Origin of the sequence: Candidatus Lernaella stagnicola, assembly GCA_030765525.1 — a bacterium.
In the GTDB taxonomy this organism is placed as follows: Bacteria; Lernaellota; Lernaellaia; order Lernaellales; family Lernaellaceae; genus Lernaella; species Lernaella stagnicola.
On sequence record JAVCCK010000034.1, the window covers coordinates 281476 to 298404 of the forward strand.

Here is a 16929-nt window from a genome sequence, read left to right on the forward strand (position 1 = left end):
GAATTATGAAATACTTTTCGGTTTGTTGGAAATAATTTCAACATTTTAGGTGAGCCTCGATTTCGGGTGTTGGCCACCCGCGCCCTATCATGCCGGAAAACAAGGCAAAGTAACCCTTTGATACTACTTCGTAAATCCGGAATGGATATTGCATCTCAAAAAACCGTTACGGATTGGGGAATCACATTGGTTTGCGTATGGCAAATCGCCGGGCGTGTAAGTGGATTCTCAACATAGACGGACACATCTCAGGGGCAAAATCCGAAACACCCGGCTACCGCGCTTACCGCACCAAGGAGGTTGCTGTGAGATTCATCTGTCCGGTTTTATGTGTATTCGCGCTCATCCTCGTGCCGACGATCACACTGGGCGCCGGTGCGCAGTACCACGTGCTCGACGGCGATTCTGATGGTGTGTCGCCCTTCTACCAACTCCGCCACCTCGAAGGTGGTTTGATCGAAAACTTTGAACTGCAAGCGGGACCCGATGGCAACCCGATCGCCTTGCTTAAAATCGGTGGCGCGCTTTACGTCGGGCGGCACGATGGCCTGGGCGAATTCGATCTCTCCTTCGTGGCCTCGCAAGTCGGTTTGGCAGCCTTCGACATCGGCGAAAACGGCGAAGCGCACATCGTGTATGAGGATATCCACGCCCAAAGCCTGTGCTACGCCAACGAGGCCGACGGTGGCTTCCGCATCACGACTCTCATTGATCCGTACGTCTACGTCGAATTTTACCCCCCAACCTTCGATGTCGCCGCAGTCCCCAGCGGCGGGGCGATCGTGGTCGCCCATGATCCAGTCACATACAATCTGACGATTTTCGACGACCCCCAAACGCCCGGCGATCCCTACGTAGAAAGAACCAGCGACCTTTTCACCCTACAGGTCGGCGTCAACGATGCCGGGGAAATCCACGTCGTCATCGGCAAGGGAGAAGCCGTCCCGAAATTGGTGCATGGCATTTTCAACGGCGAGGGTTGGGATAGCCAAACCGAAATCGCATTACCTAACACCAATCTGCCTGCCGCCCTGGAATTCGACAACGAGGGAAGCCCTGTTGTCGCCTACTTGGATTCCATCTTCACCGCCAGCGTCGCCCAGCTCGTGGAAGGTGAGTGGACAAGCAGACAGGCCATCCGCTATTTCGGCATGCTGCTCCGGGTCAAGCTTTCCATTTCGACTCCCGGGAATGTCGTGCACGTCACCGCAGACGGCATGAACGCTGCTTGGTACGCGAACAACGCCACCGGTGAGTGGATGTCCGAGATCGCGCTGCGCAGCTACGGGACTTCCGGCGCGGTCGGTGTCTCCGCGACCACGGCGTACCTTAATCATGCCCCCCACCGTAGGTCCGAAGCCCCCTACGATTACTATCTCCTCTGGCGCAACGGCGAACACTGGGTGGAGCGCTATGTCCGCCGGCCCATCGATGTCGATGCACCCGAGGTCGAATCGTTTGTTGGCGGTGACGAGAAGGCGCTCGTGATCATTGCCAAATCCAATACGACAATCTCCGCTTACTCCCAACTACTGCTCATGTACGGCGATCAGGGCGCTTGGCGTCGCATGATCGTTTACGAAGGGCCGGAGGGCATATACGACGCCGCGTTGGCTCGTGCCCCGCAAAATAGTTGGCACGTGGTCTTCAATCCCAGCCGCGTCCTGAAGTATGCGCGCGTGACGCCGCAAGACGTGAGCACGGAACAAATCGCCCCCTGGGCCGACAGGCCGTCGATCACGGTGGATCCCGCCGGTCGGCCGCACGTCGTCTACTGGGATGAAGAAGACCGGCCCGTGTATGCGGTGCGGTGGGGCGGCGAGTGGCACAGGGAAATCATCGGCGAAGGGGATTTCGCTTACCGTGGCAACCCCCACGCGCGGGTGGCGGCCGATGGCTCGATCTACGTTGTGATTGAGTACCAAAACTCCGCCATCCACGTATTCCAACGTCGGCTCGACGGTTGGAGGTTGGAATTCACATCAGAACCCTGGGCCAATTTCGGTGACGTGGAGACCGACGCAAGCGGCGCCGTTCACATGGTATACGACGTTCACCGCGAGTTGCACTACGTCACCAACAAGGGCGGCAAGTGGTTCACAAAGACGTGGACCACACTCTCGGGCTTTCGGTCCGCGGATATCCTGGTAAAGCCGGGCGGCGTTGACTTGGCCGTCGCGTGGACCGATTCCGGCGATGGCTGGATATTCACCCGCATCCCCGACCTGTCGGACGATTGGCAAGTCGAGTACGTCCCGATTAGCACCGGCGGCGCTGTCGATGCCGCGCTTACGCTCGAACTCGACGGTCGACTCTACGCTCTTTTCAACGGCGACCGGGCTATGTGGATGGCTACCATCGACTTCGAATAAACCGCAAACAGTTCGCGCCCCTTAACGCTGATTTTCGCGCGAAGGGGCGCTCCTTTTTTTAGATATCCCAGAGGGCCAGTGTATGGGCCAGGTTGGTCTTTTCATTGTGATGAGCCAGCACGTGTTGGCGTGCGGCGTGCGTTTGATCGGGCAATTCACCGCGCAGAAAACGCGACAACGCCGCAGCCAGCGCGGCGGGATTATCCGGCGGCACCAGCGTACCCAGTTCGCCGTCGCATAGCGCTTCCGGAGTACCGGACACGCTTGTGGCGATGACCGGGATCCCCGCGGCCATGGCTTCGAGTAACGATATCGGTTGACCCTCGTAACGACTGGGCAACACGAAGACATCCGCCGCCGCCAGCAAGGGTACCGCGTCGTCACGCCAGCCCATCCACCGTACGCGTTTGGCGACTCCCGATTCCTCCGCTTGCGTCCGCAGGGCCGCCGCTTCGGGTCCGACACCGGCGATCCACAGCAACCAATCCACATCGTGAATCCGCGCCGCCGCGGTCAGAAGCACGTCGATGCCCTTTTGATGATCCAGGCGCGCCAGCGTGATCGCCACTTTTTGTGTTGTGACGCCGAAACGCTTGCGCAGCGCTTCCCGTCGTCCTGTGGGCAACGGCACTATCCGCTCGACGTCAACATGATTCGGCACGATGACGATTCGCTCGGCCGGCAGGCCGAAAGATTCCACCAACACACGGCGGTTGGCTTCGCTCACTGCGATGTGAGCGCGCGACGCGCCGTAGACCGCCTCGATTCGCGCGCGCAGTTCCGGTTCCAGTGTGAAGGATGCGTCGACCAATTGCTCCGTCGCTGCGAACGGAATGCCCCGGCGCATCACGCACTCGCGCGCCGTCACGCCGGCCCAGGGCACCGGCAGTACGACGTGGACGAAATCCGGACCCAGCTCTTCGAGCAGGCCGTCGATTGCCGCCGTGCACTCCTGCTCCGGCCACTTCTTGTGGAGGGGGATACGCCGACAAGGAATATTCGCCTCGGCCATTCCGGCGGCGAGGCGGTCCGCTCCCTCATCCTGGTCGATCACGGCGTGAATCAACCAACCGGCGGCGCGGGCCGCGCGCGCTAATCCCGTCGTGTAGGTGTCGACGCCGCCGGGCGCGGTCGTATCGCAGATGATCAGGGCGCTTTTCATGGGACCAACGGTGCGGGCAGCCCGTGCTGCTTCGCGAGCGCCAGCGTATTGCGAACGAAGCCGGGGCTCGTGCCGCCCACGACGAGCGGCCGGTCGGCATCCGGTTTGAATTCCGCCAGGGGCCGTACCGGTATATCGAAAAGTTGCCCGACATCAGCAAACAAGCCTTCCGGCGGTTCGTAAATTGCGTCCACTTCCAGCGCGGCGTGCTGAGCGGCCCGGATCAAGCCCGGGATCTCCTTGCCCGCTCGCAGGATGCGGATGCCGTGAATTCCTTTACCCATGAGTTCAAAAAAGCAGGCGGCCGTGTCACGATGGGACAATACGAGGTCCAACACGCGCTCAGGCAGGGGGCTCCGATGTGCGTCGCCGCGCATTACTTTGCGGGGCAATGCTTCCAGACCGCGTCTAAATCCGGCGTATGCGCCACGTTTGGCGGCGAGGTAGCCGTAGCGAAAGACGATCCAACTGATAAAGCGCAGTGCCTCGTCGCGCGGCAGGAATTTCGTGGCCAAATACGCGTTGTTCGAAGTTAGACTCTCAATCATGTAGTCGAGGGATTTGCGTTGGGCGGGCTCGTGCCACACGTGGGCGCCGTCGACATAGCGCACCTGTAGATCGGCGGCGAGCACGCGGTAAGCCAAGTCGTATTCATCGACGTAACATTGGTATTCCGGATGATAGCCGCCCAAATCGAGTAGCACGTCGCGGCGCATGGCCGCGCCGCACCCGATATGCACGTGACGACTGCCGCCTTCCTCATACTCGCCATTGGGTAGCGTCACTTCGCAGGCGGCGATACCGAGCGAAGGATCTTGCAGCGCCTCGAGGAGCTTTTCCAACGTGCCGGCCGACGGTGCGCTGTCGTCGTCGAGCATCAGCACAACCGTTGATTCGGCCCGCGTGGCGCCTTCGTTTCGGGCCGCCATGCCGCGGTTGGCGCCCATCTCCAGCACTTGGATGTCCGGGTGCGCCTTGCGTACGCGCGCGACAGTGCTATCCACGCTACCGTTGTCGACCACCACGACTTCGACATCCGGCCCAGGCGTGGCGCCGAGGCGGGCGAGGGTGGCCAGCAAGCGCTCGGTACGGTCCCGGGTTGGAATCACCAGCGCGCAGTCTGCTCGGCCTCTGACGAAACGCATCGCGAACCTCCCTCTGATGGCGTCAAGATATCAATTGTGTCCCCGCCGTTTATCGAAACGGCTCTCGACCAGAAACACGAAATTGAGCCCGACGTAAGCGTGGTTGAAATCGAAATCGTCATACTCGTTGCGGCTCATGTCGCCCGAGTAGTACTCGCCTCGTTCGGAAAAAAAGCCGGTATACCCGCCGTGCAAATCAAAAGCCAGCGTCGGAAGAGCGCGAAACAGCAGGCCGGCCCGCGGCGTGAAACCCAGCAGCCGCCCGGCTGCCTGCCCGTTGAAACTTTCGTCGATCACCACGTACTTCCAATTGCCGAAGGCGAAACCGGCATCCGCGTGAAAACTGAACCATGACGTCGCTTGATAGCGCCAGCCGAAGGCAATGTCGAAATACCAGAACGAGAGATCGGCGGAGTCGCCTTTGTGGTGAGAAACCTGGTTATTGGTGGTGAAAGTGTTGATCGCGCGAAAGAAATGCGGCCCCTGGCCGACGTCACGTCCGAAACTCAATTGTCCGGCCGCCGCGAAGGGGAGAGTTCCAATATCCAGCGCCTCGATTTCATCGTTGAACTGCTCTTGATCGAAGAAAAGCGGCGCCAGCCCGATCGACACGATATACCCCATTTCGTTGGTTTCAGAACCTCCCTGGGGCTCGTCCGTTTGTGAAGCATGGGCCGCCGTGGCAACAAACGCGAGCGCGAGCGCCAAAAAAAACACCCTACGAAACATGCATATCTCCTCGGGACATTGCTCCAACAACGGTGAAGTATGGGATACTTCGCACCGTTGGTGCAAACCCGAAACGCGATTGCAGCAATGTGCTCACGGGGATTCCTATGTTCGCAGGAAAACGAAAGCGATGAACCGCCTGGTTCTACGAAAACCGATCCGCTGGTGTTCTATTGTTCGACGCCCAATTTCATGGACGCCTGCCGCCGGACTTACCGCCACATCATCCAGCGACGAAAACTCTCGATGATTTCTCTCATCTGCAAGCTCGTCTATCGCTTTTCCGATGTAATACCTGAATACTCGGATGGATCGGCTGCCGGCTTGAGAAGAAAAATCGATTCGGGAACTCCAGGGACATGACCGGCACTCAATTTAGAGCATGCCGCGCGACGTGAGACGGATACCGCTCAAACTAGCTCGTGAAAACGGGGAATGGTGCATCAGCGGCGAATTTCTCAAGCGCGGGACGTTGCTGACTTCTTGAAGAGGGCAACAATCACGTCTAAATCGGTTGGATTCTTAATTGCTGTAATGATCTTGCAGTGTTACACCGCGTAGTTCGCGCAAAACAGTCGTAACCGGAAGCGGTGAAAACCCCTTTGCTTTCAATGGTTATGCCATGCTATATTCGCGCAACGCTTGAACCGGGGGAGCGGGGGGCGAGGAGCGAAACAGCTTTGACCAAATCTCAAAAAAAAGCTCTGTTCATTTATGTGGCAGTGATTGCGTGTCTGATGGCCGCTCCCGCCGCGGCTTTGGAACCCGGTGATGTGGATGAAGGCGACTTGCCGCTGTTCACTATTGGCGGCATTCCCGGATTGCCGGTCGGCGGCGAGATTGGGATGGCGGTCGAGTTGATTCCGCCGCACGCGGGCTTACCTACCGACGATCTCGATGCCGAAGACGACGAAGCGCTCGAAGGCGTTTTGGAAGACGGGCAAATGCCCGAACGCATTGCGGCGCCCGTACTTCCGGAAACGCTGCCCTTCGCCGACCTGACCGACAAACAAATCGCCGCGATGCTCAAGACCGACGCGACGTCCCTCGGCTCGATGTCTATCGGCTTCACCAACAGCGGCGCGTTGATGAACGGAATACAGTTGCCGGCGGGTCCACGTTGGAACATCGTCAATCCGGTGGAAACTTGGGGTACGGAAGAAACCGTATTCTTCATCCAGACCGCCATCGCCAAGGTGCACGAGGCGTACCCGAAGAACACCGCTTCCCTTTATATCGGCGACATCAGCGATCGCGACGGCGGCCGCTTGAACCGCCACGCCAGCCACCAAGCCGGGCGCGACGTCGATTTGGGCTTCTACTTCAAAGGCGGTCAGGGCACGTGGTATGCCGTAGGCGGCGAGAACAACCTCGATTTGGCGCGCAATTGGGCACTGGTGCGGGCGTTGCTCGTGCACACCGATGCCGAGTTGATACTGGTAGATCGCAAGATTCAAATCCTGCTGTACAACTATGCCCGCCGCATCGGCGAGGATAAGAACTGGTTGGATTCGGTTTTTCAATATCCGAACGGCCGCGGGTATACGGTGATTCGTCATGCGAGGCGGCACCACACCCACTACCACGTACGCTTTTACAATCCGCGCGCCCAGGAAATCGGACGCCGCGCCTATCGGCATCTGTTGGCGCAAAAGAAGATCAAACCGCCGGTTTCCTACACCTACCACAAAGTGAAACGCGGCCAGACTCTCGGCCACTTGGCCCGCCGCTACGGCACCTCCGTGCGAACCATCATGCGCGCCAACGGTTTGCGTAGTTCCATGATTCGCGCCGGGCGCACGTATCGCATTCCGCGCAAAGGCGGCGTGCAGCGCGTTCCCGGGGCGGCCAACGTTCCGGCACGGCGCGTGCCGCCGACCGTGCCCAAGTGTCTCGCCCACGTCGACTGGACGAATACCGGCGGGGTGACGCCGACGATCCGCCGCCCGCTCGCTTTTGACACGGATTCGCGGGGCAACAAGATTGCCTTCCTGCAGGTCGCCGCGGCCGAGCCCGCGGTGGCGGTGCCCGCGAAGCCCAAGCCGAAAGTGAAGAAGAAGTCGTCACCGACCCGCCTGCGGTACAAAGTCCGCACGGGCGACAATTTGTGGACAATCGCTCGTCGCTACGGCGTTTCGGTCAAAGACTTGAAGCGCTGGAACGGGCTGAAATCCAACAAACTGCGGCCCGGTCAGCGGTTGACGATCTACCGAAAAAGGGGATAGGCGAGGGACGCGATGTTGCCGTTTGAATCCGCTCAGCGACGCGTTACTTTGATTTTCGTCGTCCCGATCCGCAACACATCCCCCACGTTCAACTCCGTCTGTTCGATGGCGCGCTCGTTCAAGTAGGATCCGTTGCTGCTGCCCACATCCATGTAGGAGAAGGATTGGCCGGTCACCGAAAAGCGCCCGTGCGCCTTGCTGACCATCGCGTCGCGTAACACGAATTTGCAGTCAGTCGATCGACCGATAAGATGCTCGCCGCTATCCAAGCCGAAGACCAATCCGGCGTCCGGCCCTTCCACGACTTCCAGTTGACGCACGGCGATGATCTTGGTCGCGTCATCGGGCGAAGCGGTAACCGAGCGCGTCGTTTGTTCGTCCGCGGCGGGCGCCAGCGGTCGGGCGGTCGGGATTTTATGCGGACGCGGCGGCAGCGCCGGCGGGACGCTGATGGCGTCGGAAAAGGGCGATGGCGGCCGCTTGGACCGTTCCTGATGAAACAGGAAGTTGATCAAAAACCACGCCGGCATGAAAAGGGCGTTGGCGACGAGCGGGACCAGCAGGAAAGCGTGGTCGCCGGCGCCATACATCGTGAAGATAAACGAGACGATCAACAGCAGAATCAGATACCCGAGAAACCAGAGGGCGTCGAACCACCGTTCCGGCAGGATCAGCATGAAGAATGACGCGTTGTAGAGCACGGAACTGATGAAATCATTGCTCGAGGTGAAATACGCGAACATCATCAGGAAAAACGAAACGATCGGCCACACGTAAAACTGCGCCTCGCCGAGAAACCTGCGAATTGCCACCGAGAGGCCGATCAGTACCAACAACGTCGGGTAGAGCACCGTCACGTAATTGTTGGCGCAGACCATAAAAATGAACGTGAACGCCAGGAAAAACAGAACGAAAGCAATATGCAGAATGCCGCGCAGGCGCCAACGTAAACCGGATTCTGCGTCCTGAAAATTCTCACGCAATCTGCGCAGAATCAGCGAGTCGCTCATGACGTCGCGTTTGTCCCGATTTCGCGATCGAGTTCGATTCGGCGGTCGCGCCATTCTATAACTCCGAACGAAAAAGCTAGCTCATGGGAATGATGCGAAAGTGTGCCATTGCCCGTGCCCGGGTGCAAGGCGTCGCGCCGTGATTGCGCCGAAATGGAAAAGCGGCGGCATCCCGGTTATAATTCACCGATCATCAATGGAGACGGCCGTGAAACCTTCAATGTGGATTGTATGTTGCGCGATGGCCTCGGCCCTTTTTTTGATCCTGCCCGCGTGCAGTGACAACGAAACCGAAACCGAATGCGACGATTGCCCGCCGGTCGACGACGACGATAACAACGACGACGACGATGACGCCACGCCCGCGCCGATCATCGGCCCGCCGACCCGCGTCGTACCCTCGAGCGGTTTGCCGCCGGACTTGGCCTTGCAGGACGCCAACAACAACCTGGATGTCACCCGTCACGACGACCGCGTCTTCCTGGCCTTTCGCACCGCACCCAGTCACTTTGCCGCTGAAACGGCGGAAATCCACGTTGTCTCCAGCCTCGACCAAGTCCATTGGGACCACGAGATGTCATTCCACCTCGGACGCGACCTACGTGAACCCCGCCTGCTCTCGTGGGACGGCGGCCTGTTTCTCTATTTCGCTTTCCTCGGCACGAATCCGATCAACTTTGAGCCCGGCGGCATGATGGTCGCCGAATACCTCGGACCTGGCGACTGGACCGAACCCGCCGAATTCTACGGCCAAGGTTTCATCCCTTGGCGCACCAAGACCATCGACGGCGTGCCGTACATGTTGACGTACGTGGGAGGCGAGAGCGTTTACAGCATCGACCCCGAACCCATCGACGTACACTTTCTGACCACCGCCGACGGCTACACGTGGGTTCCGGTCGTGCCGGGACAGCCGGTCGTCATCGAAGGCGGCTGCACCGAAACCGATGTCGTCTTTCTCGACAACGGCGACTTGGTGGCGGTCAGCCGCTGCGAAGCCCGCGACACGTTGGGCTTCGGTATGCGCATTTGCCGCGCTCCCGCGGAGGATCTCGGCCGGTGGGAGTGCGTCATGGATCCTAAGAAGTACGACTCGCCGCTGCTGTTCCGCGAGGGCGACGACATTTACCTGATTGGTCGGCGCAACCTGACGGCGGACGGCAATTACAACCTGGGTTACGACACGCTTCCGGACTTGTTGCAGTATCTGATCTACGAACTCGATTATTGGATTGCGCCCAAACGCACGTCCCTTTGGCGTGTGAACCCCGAGACGCTGACGGTCTCTTTCGTGGACGATTTCCCGTCCCGCGGCGACACGTCATTTGCGGGAATTATTGGGGAGGGCGAACACGCCTACGAGGTGTACAATTACACATCACCGCTTCAGGAGCCGGATTACGTGTGGTTGATGGGGCAGTTGGGTAAAACGGTCATCGTGCGCGTCACGCTGACGTTTCCACAATGATCAAACCAAAGGGGAGCGCTGCCGGCATGTCTTGGTTACTTCGGGCCCGCGCGTGGCTGACCGTCGCCCTGGCTGCGACGATGCTGCTGGTCGCTTGCGGCAAATCCCCGCCGCCGTTGACGGGGCAGGTTCCGCTCGAGACCGTGGAGCGGATGGCCGTGCGCGGCAACGTGGACTCGCTCGGCGAAATACTGCTGACCGCCCGCAACCCAGAAGCCCGCATCCGAGCCGCCGAACTGCTGGGCGCCGTGGGTGGACGCGACGCCGCACCGCCGCTGATCACCGCCTTCAACAATCCCTCACTGGAACGCGCCGCCCGCGTGGCTGCGGCCACGGCACTGGGCGAGGTCGGCGACCCACGCGCCGTGGCTTCGCTGTTGGCGGGGCTGCAGGAAAGCGATGATGCCTTGCGGCGCGCCTGCGCTTCGTCGCTGGCGGCGTATCGCGACACGCGAATTTTCAATCCCTTGCTGGCGCATCTGTCCGATCACGATCCGGTCGTCCGTCGATTTGCGGCGCGCGCTTTAGGCGAACAGGGCGATCGCCGCGCCGTCGCCCCTTTGATTGAGGCGCTGGAAAAACGCGTCATTGACGAGAACGGCAAGCTGCAACCCGCAGTCGGCGAGCGATGGGACGATATCTCGGCCTTGGTCTCGGCGTTGGGTGTGCTGCGCGACCCGGAAGCCGTCACCATCATCGCCGCGAGTTGCCGCGCCGCCAACATGCTTGGCGAACCGCAATGTGTGGACGCTCTACGACGGATCGGGGGCGAGGCAGCGGCGGACGTGCTGCACGACATCGTCGTGCGGGACGACCAGGCACGTACCCACGAGCGCGCCGCACAAGCCCTGGCCAGGGCCGCCGACGAGCACGCGGTGTTTGCGTTGGTCACCGTCGTGCGCGATGGCCCGACATCGGGCAAGATCGCCGCGATCAAAGCCCTCGGATCGTTGTTCGGGACCGGCGAGCTATCGGCGGAAAAACAGCGGTTGCGTAAAGAGATGAACGTCGTGCCGGCGCTGGTCGGCGCGGCCGCCCATGCCGATCGGGAGGTGCGCCGCCATGCGTGTTTGGCGCTGGGCCGTTTGGCATCCGAAGAGGGCCGTAAGGCCGTCATGGCTAACCTAGGCCACGAAGACCCGCTCGTGCGTGAAGCGGCCGTGATCGCGCTGGGAGACATCGGCGGCGAGGATGCGGTGGCGCCGTTGCTTAAGGCTCTAGACGATTTCAACGATCGAGTCTTCCAGGCGGCGGCGTTGGCGTTGGGTGGGCTGCGGGAAATGAAAGCGGTTGATCCCTTGCTGGCGGCGCTGGGCGGCGGTACGGCTGAGGCGCGCGCGGCCGCGGCGTCGGCGCTGGGGCTGATCGGCGACCCGGCGGCTGGCACGGCCCTCACCGGGGCGTTGAAGGACACTGACCGGCACGTCGTCGCGCAGGCCGCGTTGGCGTTGGCCGCGATGAAGTTCAAACCGGCATTGCCGCAGATGTCGATCGCCTTTACGAACACCGAAGGTGAGTCGCGCCTTGCCGTAACCAAGGCATTAGGGGCGCTCGGCGAGGAAAACACAGCCCGCTTCCTGCTTTCCTCCTTGCGCGATACCGACCCGAACGTGCGCCGCGCCGTCGCCGATGCGCTCGGGGGCATTGCCTCCCCGGTGGCGAAATCGGATTTGCGGGAGGCCCTTCGCGATACCGATCCGCAGGTGCGCGAGGCCGCCGTTGCCGCATTGGTGGCCGTGGCCGGCGAGTCGGCGGCCCGGGATTTGCTGAGCATGCTGCGCAACAACGAAGAGCCTCCCTCGGTGCGAGCCGCGGCGGCTGCGGGATTGGGGCGACTGGGTGCGGCGGTGGCGATCGAGGACCTCGTTCACGCCGTATATGATCCCGCCCCGACCGTGCGCGCGGCGGCGACCGTCGCGCTGGCCCAAACCGGCGGGCCTGAACACGCCGAGGATCTCCTCCGGCGACTGGCCGACCCCTCGCCGATTGTGCGCCGCTTTGTCGCGCCGTCCCTGGCGGCTTACGAAAAGCGGGTTCCCTTGAACAACGATATTCGGGCGCGATTGTTGACCCATCCGGCGATGCGCCGCTGGCGGGCCGCCGCCGTCGAATCGGAACCCTAAGGGACCGCATCGTGATTCAAAACGAGCGAATTCGCGTCCTCCAACACGGCAAACGGGAACGGGGCGATTACGTCCTGTATTGGATGCAGGTTTCGCAACGGGTGGTCGACAACCACGCGCTGGAACACGCCGTCGATCTGGCTAACCAACGCGACCTGCCGGTGCTCGTTTTTTTTGGGCTCACCGGCGTCTACCCCCAGGCCAACCTGCGCCACTACCGTTTCATGATCGAAGGACTCATCGAGACCGCTGCCGCGCTCGAACGCCGCGGCATCAAGTTCGTTGTTCAGCAAACCTCCCCGCCGATGGGAGCCCGACGGCTGGCCCGCCGCGCGGCGATCGTTGTCACCGATTGCGGGTACACGCGCGTGCAAAGGGACTGGCGCCGCGATCTGGCCGCCCGCGTGGAGGCGCCGTTCATCCAGGTGGAAAGCGACGTCGTCGTGCCCGTGACGACCGCGAGCGGCAAGGACGAATTCGGCGCGTATACGCTGCGGCCAAAGATCTACCGCCTACTGGACGACTTCCTCGTGCCGGTGCGAAAGCGCCGCGTAAAGAAGCAGTCTCTCGGATTGTCGGTTGACGGGCGGGTCTTGCCCTTGGACGTCGATGCGATCCTGCGACGCCTGCGAACCGATAGATCGGTGGCGCCCGTCGTGAACGTGACCGGTGGAACCGCCGCGGCCAAGCGGCGTTTGCAGGCTTTTCTGCGGCGCGATTTGGATCGCTATGCCGACGAGCGCAACGATCCCAACGCGAACGCCACCTCGGGGCTGAGCGCCTATCTGCACTTCGGGAACATCTCGCCACTGACGATTGCGCTGGCGACACGGAAGGTGGAAGGGAAGGGCAAGGCGGCGTTTCTCGAGGAACTGATCGTGCGCCGCGAGTTGGCGATGAACTTTTGCTTCTTCAACGAGCGTTACGATTCCTTCGACGGCTTGCCGCCGTGGGCGCTCAAAACCCTTGGCGAACACGCTGCCGATCCACGGGAATACGAGTACGAATGGGACGAATGGGAAAACGCCGCCACGCACGACCCGTATTGGAATGCGGCCCAAAACGAAATGCGCTTCACCGGCCGCATGCACGGCTACATGCGCATGTATTGGGGAAAGAAAATCCTTGAGTGGACCCGCAATCCGAGGCGGGCGTATGAAATCGCCGTGGCGCTCAACGACCGCTACGAACTCGATGGTCGCGACCCCAACGGATACGCGGGCATTGCGTGGTGCCTCGGCAAGCACGACCGTGCGTGGGGCGAGCGGCCCGTGTTCGGCAAAATCCGCTACATGAACGACAAAGGACTACGCCGTAAATTCGACGCCGACGCTTATGTGCGGCGTGTCGCGGCGCTCGCTCCTTAAGCGCGTTCCCAAATCATCGCACTGCCGCAACCGCCGCCGCCGCACGCGGCCACGAGCCCGAAACGCCCATCTTCGCGTTGCAGGCGATTGGCGCAGGTGGTCGCCAAGCGCGCGCCCGTCGCGCCGAAAGGGTGCCCCAGCGACAACGAACCGCCGAACGGATTCACGCGGTCCATATCGATCTTGGCGATGGCCGAGGATCGGCCGAATTTCTCCTTGGCGAACTCCTTGCTTTCCAGCAGGCGCATCACCGCGAGCATTTGCGCGGCGAACGCTTCGTGAATCTCGATGATATCCAGGTCGCTGAATTGCAGGCCCGCGCGCTCCAATGCCAGCGGCGTGGCGTATGCGGGCCCGAGCAGCAACTCTTCCAAGGGATCGGTCCCGGCGTAGGCGTACGACCGCAAGTAGGCTTTGGGTTCCAGACCTAACTCCCGCGCCTTGTCTTCACTCATCAACAAGACGACTGCGGCGCCGTCGGTCAGGAACGAGGCGTTCGCCGCAGTCACGGTGCCGTCTTTCGAAAACACGGGACGAAGGGATGCGACCTTTTCCAATGAAGTATCGGGCCGAGGGCCGTTATCGCGTGAAATCGTTTTGTCATTCAGCGTCACCGGAGCGATTTCGGATTCCAGTATTCCCGATTCCTGCGCCGCGGCAGATAGCTTGTGCGAGCGCACCGCGAATTCATCCTGCTCCGCCCGACTGATACCCAGCCGCTTGGCGAGGCGGTCTGCGTTTTGGCCCATCGAAAGGCCCGTCGAAAATTCATTGATGGCGAAAGCTTCGGGCGCCAGATCCTTCGGCCGCACGTCGGCGAACAGGCGCAGGTAATCCATGAAACCCTTTGCCTTGCGCATGGCCATGAACTTTTGCCGCATCTTGCGCTGGTAGTGCAGGGGCGGGTCCGAGAGCGTGTCCACGCCCCCGGCCAAGGCGACGTCGGCATAGCCGCGGTAAATGATATCCGCGGCGCCGGTGATGGCTTGGTTGGCCGACACGCAAGCTGCGGAAACCGTATGGGCGTTGATCGTGTGCGGTAGTTCGGCGGCGAAGCCCACTTCACGGGCGATGTTATGCGTTTTGACTTCGTGTACCGTCGTCCCGAAAATCAGGTACTCCACTTCGCTGCTCGGCAGCCCCGTTTTTTCCATCAACGCCCGCACCGCGAATTCGCCGAGCTGATAACCCATCAAATTCTTATAGCCGGTAGCGCTGCGCTGAAAAGGTACGCGGACGCCGTCAATGAGCACGACGCGCGCCGGGACATTCGTAGAGCCTTTTGTTGCCATCTCCGACCCCCGGATAAGTTTACATGTATGAAGGTTGCCTCTCACGGTACCAACAGCGAACACGTGAAGCAAACGCACGGTTTGACTTCTCCTTTTTAGAGAACGTATTCTGAAATCACTGAAACCCTCTGCATTCGTCGTGCATGAAAGACGAGGTCCACCATGCCTAAGTGGGAAGAAACCCTTGCCGAAGCCCGCCGACAGTTAGAAAAACGCAATGCAAAGGCGGCGCTGATGCTCTTTGAACGAGCTCACGAGGAAGTCGTGGCCGAACACGGCGAAGATCACTGTTGCGAAGCCGAGGTGATCGCCGAAATCGCCAACGCGCACATCTGGTACCGTGACGACCGCGAGAGCGCTGCCGCGGCGTTGCACGAGGCCGCCCGCATCATCGGGAGACTTCCGGACGACATAAGCATCGTGCCTGACCTGGCCGACATCGGTTTGAACTTATTTATCGTCGGCGAGGTGAAGCGCGCCCATGAACTCGCGCTTCGTGCCCACAAGATATTCATGGACACGACCACTCGTCGTCTCGACGTGCGCAAGTCGCACGTCAGATCGGCCGCGACCGAGCTTTTGCTCAGCCTCAACATGATGGGGCTATCGCAGGAAATCGGGCTGGTAGTCGGCAAGTTCGTGGCGCCGCTGCTCAAGCGCAACAAGTTGGCGCATTTTGCGCTCGATGAAATTCAACTACTCGGGCTTTCGTGCGAGCGCGCCTTGCAGGCCGGCCTTGCGGGCCAGTTCTATCGCTACGCGACCGACATGCTGGCTCACGAGAAGCACCCCGAGCAGTTTAATTTTGGCGAGGTGCTGGCGCAGGTGGCGCAGCAACTCGAAAACTTCGGCAAGCCCGACAACGCGCTGGTCCTTTTTCATTATGCCGAGGTCGTTCAGCGGCAGGTGTTCGGACACGATCACCCGCACTGTTTGTGGGCGATCACGCGCCTGATTCAGAAATACATCCAACACGGTGAACTGCAGAAGGCCGAGTTGATGATCGTCAACGAATCCGAGCGCCAAATCTATCATCTGCCCGACCATCCGGATAAGGCCGCGTTCTACAACTTCCTCGGGTATTACAGCAGCATTCTCGGCGACTTCGACACCGCCCAACTGCTGCTCTCTCAGGGCGTGCGCATGCTGGAACGGATGCACGGTTGGGACAGCCCGAAGATGGCCCCAGCGTTGCTCGATCTCGGCCGCGTGTATTACCAGCAAAGCCGCTACTACGCGGCGATTCGCAACTTGGAGCGCTCGCTCGAACTGCAACTCGACAACCGCCGCTTCGATCCCGACATGCTGCTCGACACCTTCGAGTGGCTCGCCACCGTCCTTTGGTGGGAGGAAAGCGCGCTCAACGTGGCCATCGGCCGCATGACCGTCTTTGAACGGCGCGAATACATTAAGCCCGACAAACTCGAGCGGCGCATTCACGCCGGCATCCGCCGTCTGGAAACGAAATACCGCCGCGCCGTCGTGCTGCTTCAGAAAAAGGAAGGTCGCGACGGTGGCCACCGCATCAAACTTATGACCGCGATGGCCGATTTTTACATCCATTTCCAGCGCCTCGACAAAGCCGAAGTCGTGCTGGATGAACTCCGTAAACTGGTTGAGAAAATGCCCGGCGATCAACTCGCGCGTGTCATCGTCAATAGCCGGTGCGGAATCATCTACCGCGCCAAACGGGCGGTGAAAAAAGCCGAAAAGTGTTTGAAGGCCGCCATCGCGGAAGCCGAAAAGCTCGACGCCGAGCAGGCGATGTACTACCGCGCCGATAGCTATCGCGAATTGGGACGCGTGCAACTGGTCCGCCGCGACCATGCCGGCGCGCTGCCGTTCTTCGAAGAAGCCGCCGCGCTCTTCAGCAATCTGACAATGGATGGCGCGGCCGAAGCGACGCTGGAAGAAATGCTGCAAATCCACGACGCCCTGGACGATCGCAAAGGAGCCCGACGCACCAAACGCCGCCTGAATGCCCTGCGCCGTCGAGAAGACTAGGCGCCGCGCGCCCGGGAACCGCGGCCAAACAA

At 60.8% G+C, this 16929-nt stretch carries 11 protein-coding genes; 6 read left to right on the forward strand and 5 right to left on the reverse strand.

Going from position 1 to position 16929, the window contains the following annotated elements:
* The first annotated feature begins 305 nt into the window (after nt 1–305).
* Nucleotides 306–2372, forward strand: coding sequence for a hypothetical protein (locus tag P9L99_15925; GenBank protein MDP8224848.1), 2067 nt, complete (start codon nt 306–308; stop codon nt 2370–2372).
* A gap of 58 nt (nt 2373–2430) precedes the next feature.
* Here the strand turns inward: P9L99_15925 and P9L99_15930 are convergent, their stop codons facing one another.
* From P9L99_15930 to P9L99_15940, 3 genes are read right to left on the reverse strand one after another with little or no spacing between them, the layout of a single operon-like run.
* On the reverse strand, nt 2431–3534 hold the full coding sequence (locus tag P9L99_15930) for a glycosyltransferase (GenBank protein ID MDP8224849.1): 1104 nt from the start codon (nt 3532–3534) through the stop codon (nt 2431–2433).
* Nucleotides 3531–4679, reverse strand: a complete 1149-nt coding sequence (locus P9L99_15935; GenBank protein MDP8224850.1) for a glycosyltransferase — start codon at nt 4677–4679, stop codon at nt 3531–3533. Before P9L99_15935 ends, P9L99_15930 begins: the two co-directional genes overlap by 4 nt.
* A 30-nt stretch (nt 4680–4709) precedes the next feature.
* A complete protein-coding gene (locus P9L99_15940; GenBank protein MDP8224851.1) occupies nt 4710–5408 on the reverse strand; it encodes a hypothetical protein in 699 nt (232 codons plus the stop codon).
* A 680-nt stretch (nt 5409–6088) separates the two neighbouring features.
* Between P9L99_15940 and P9L99_15945 the strand changes: the two genes are divergently transcribed.
* Nucleotides 6089–7633 carry a penicillin-insensitive murein endopeptidase gene (locus P9L99_15945; protein MDP8224852.1) on the forward strand — a complete coding sequence of 515 codons (1545 nt, stop codon included), beginning with the start codon at nt 6089–6091 and terminating at the stop codon, nt 7631–7633.
* Nucleotides 7634–7665: 32 nt separating this feature from the next.
* On the opposite strand, the gene P9L99_15950 is transcribed toward P9L99_15945, so the two are convergent.
* Nucleotides 7666–8643 (reverse strand): FHA domain-containing protein, encoded by a 978-nt coding sequence (locus tag P9L99_15950; protein ID MDP8224853.1) that lies wholly within the window; start codon nt 8641–8643, stop codon nt 7666–7668.
* 208 nt (nt 8644–8851) lie between these two features.
* Here P9L99_15950 and P9L99_15955 point away from each other — a divergent pair, with 208 nt between their 5' ends.
* The 3 genes from P9L99_15955 to phrB are packed head-to-tail and all read left to right on the forward strand — an operon-like array spanning nt 8852 to nt 13601.
* A complete protein-coding gene (locus P9L99_15955; protein ID MDP8224854.1) occupies nt 8852–10111 on the forward strand; it encodes a hypothetical protein in 1260 nt (419 codons plus the stop codon).
* Between the two features lie 26 nt (nt 10112–10137).
* Nucleotides 10138–12234, forward strand: a complete 2097-nt coding sequence (locus tag P9L99_15960; protein ID MDP8224855.1) for a HEAT repeat domain-containing protein — start codon at nt 10138–10140, stop codon at nt 12232–12234.
* Between the two features lie 11 nt (nt 12235–12245).
* On the forward strand, nt 12246–13601 hold the full coding sequence (gene phrB / locus P9L99_15965) for a deoxyribodipyrimidine photo-lyase (protein MDP8224856.1): 1356 nt from the start codon (nt 12246–12248) through the stop codon (nt 13599–13601).
* On the opposite strand, the gene P9L99_15970 is transcribed toward phrB, so the two are convergent.
* Nucleotides 13598–14893, reverse strand: a complete 1296-nt coding sequence (locus P9L99_15970) for an acetyl-CoA C-acyltransferase (protein ID MDP8224857.1) — start codon at nt 14891–14893, stop codon at nt 13598–13600. The genes phrB and P9L99_15970 overlap by 4 nt on opposite strands.
* 162 nt (nt 14894–15055) lie before the next feature.
* On the opposite strand from P9L99_15970, the gene P9L99_15975 reads away from it, so the two are divergent.
* Nucleotides 15056–16897, forward strand: coding sequence for a tetratricopeptide repeat protein (locus P9L99_15975; protein MDP8224858.1), 1842 nt, complete (start codon nt 15056–15058; stop codon nt 16895–16897).
* Nucleotides 16898–16929 lie beyond the last annotated feature (32 nt).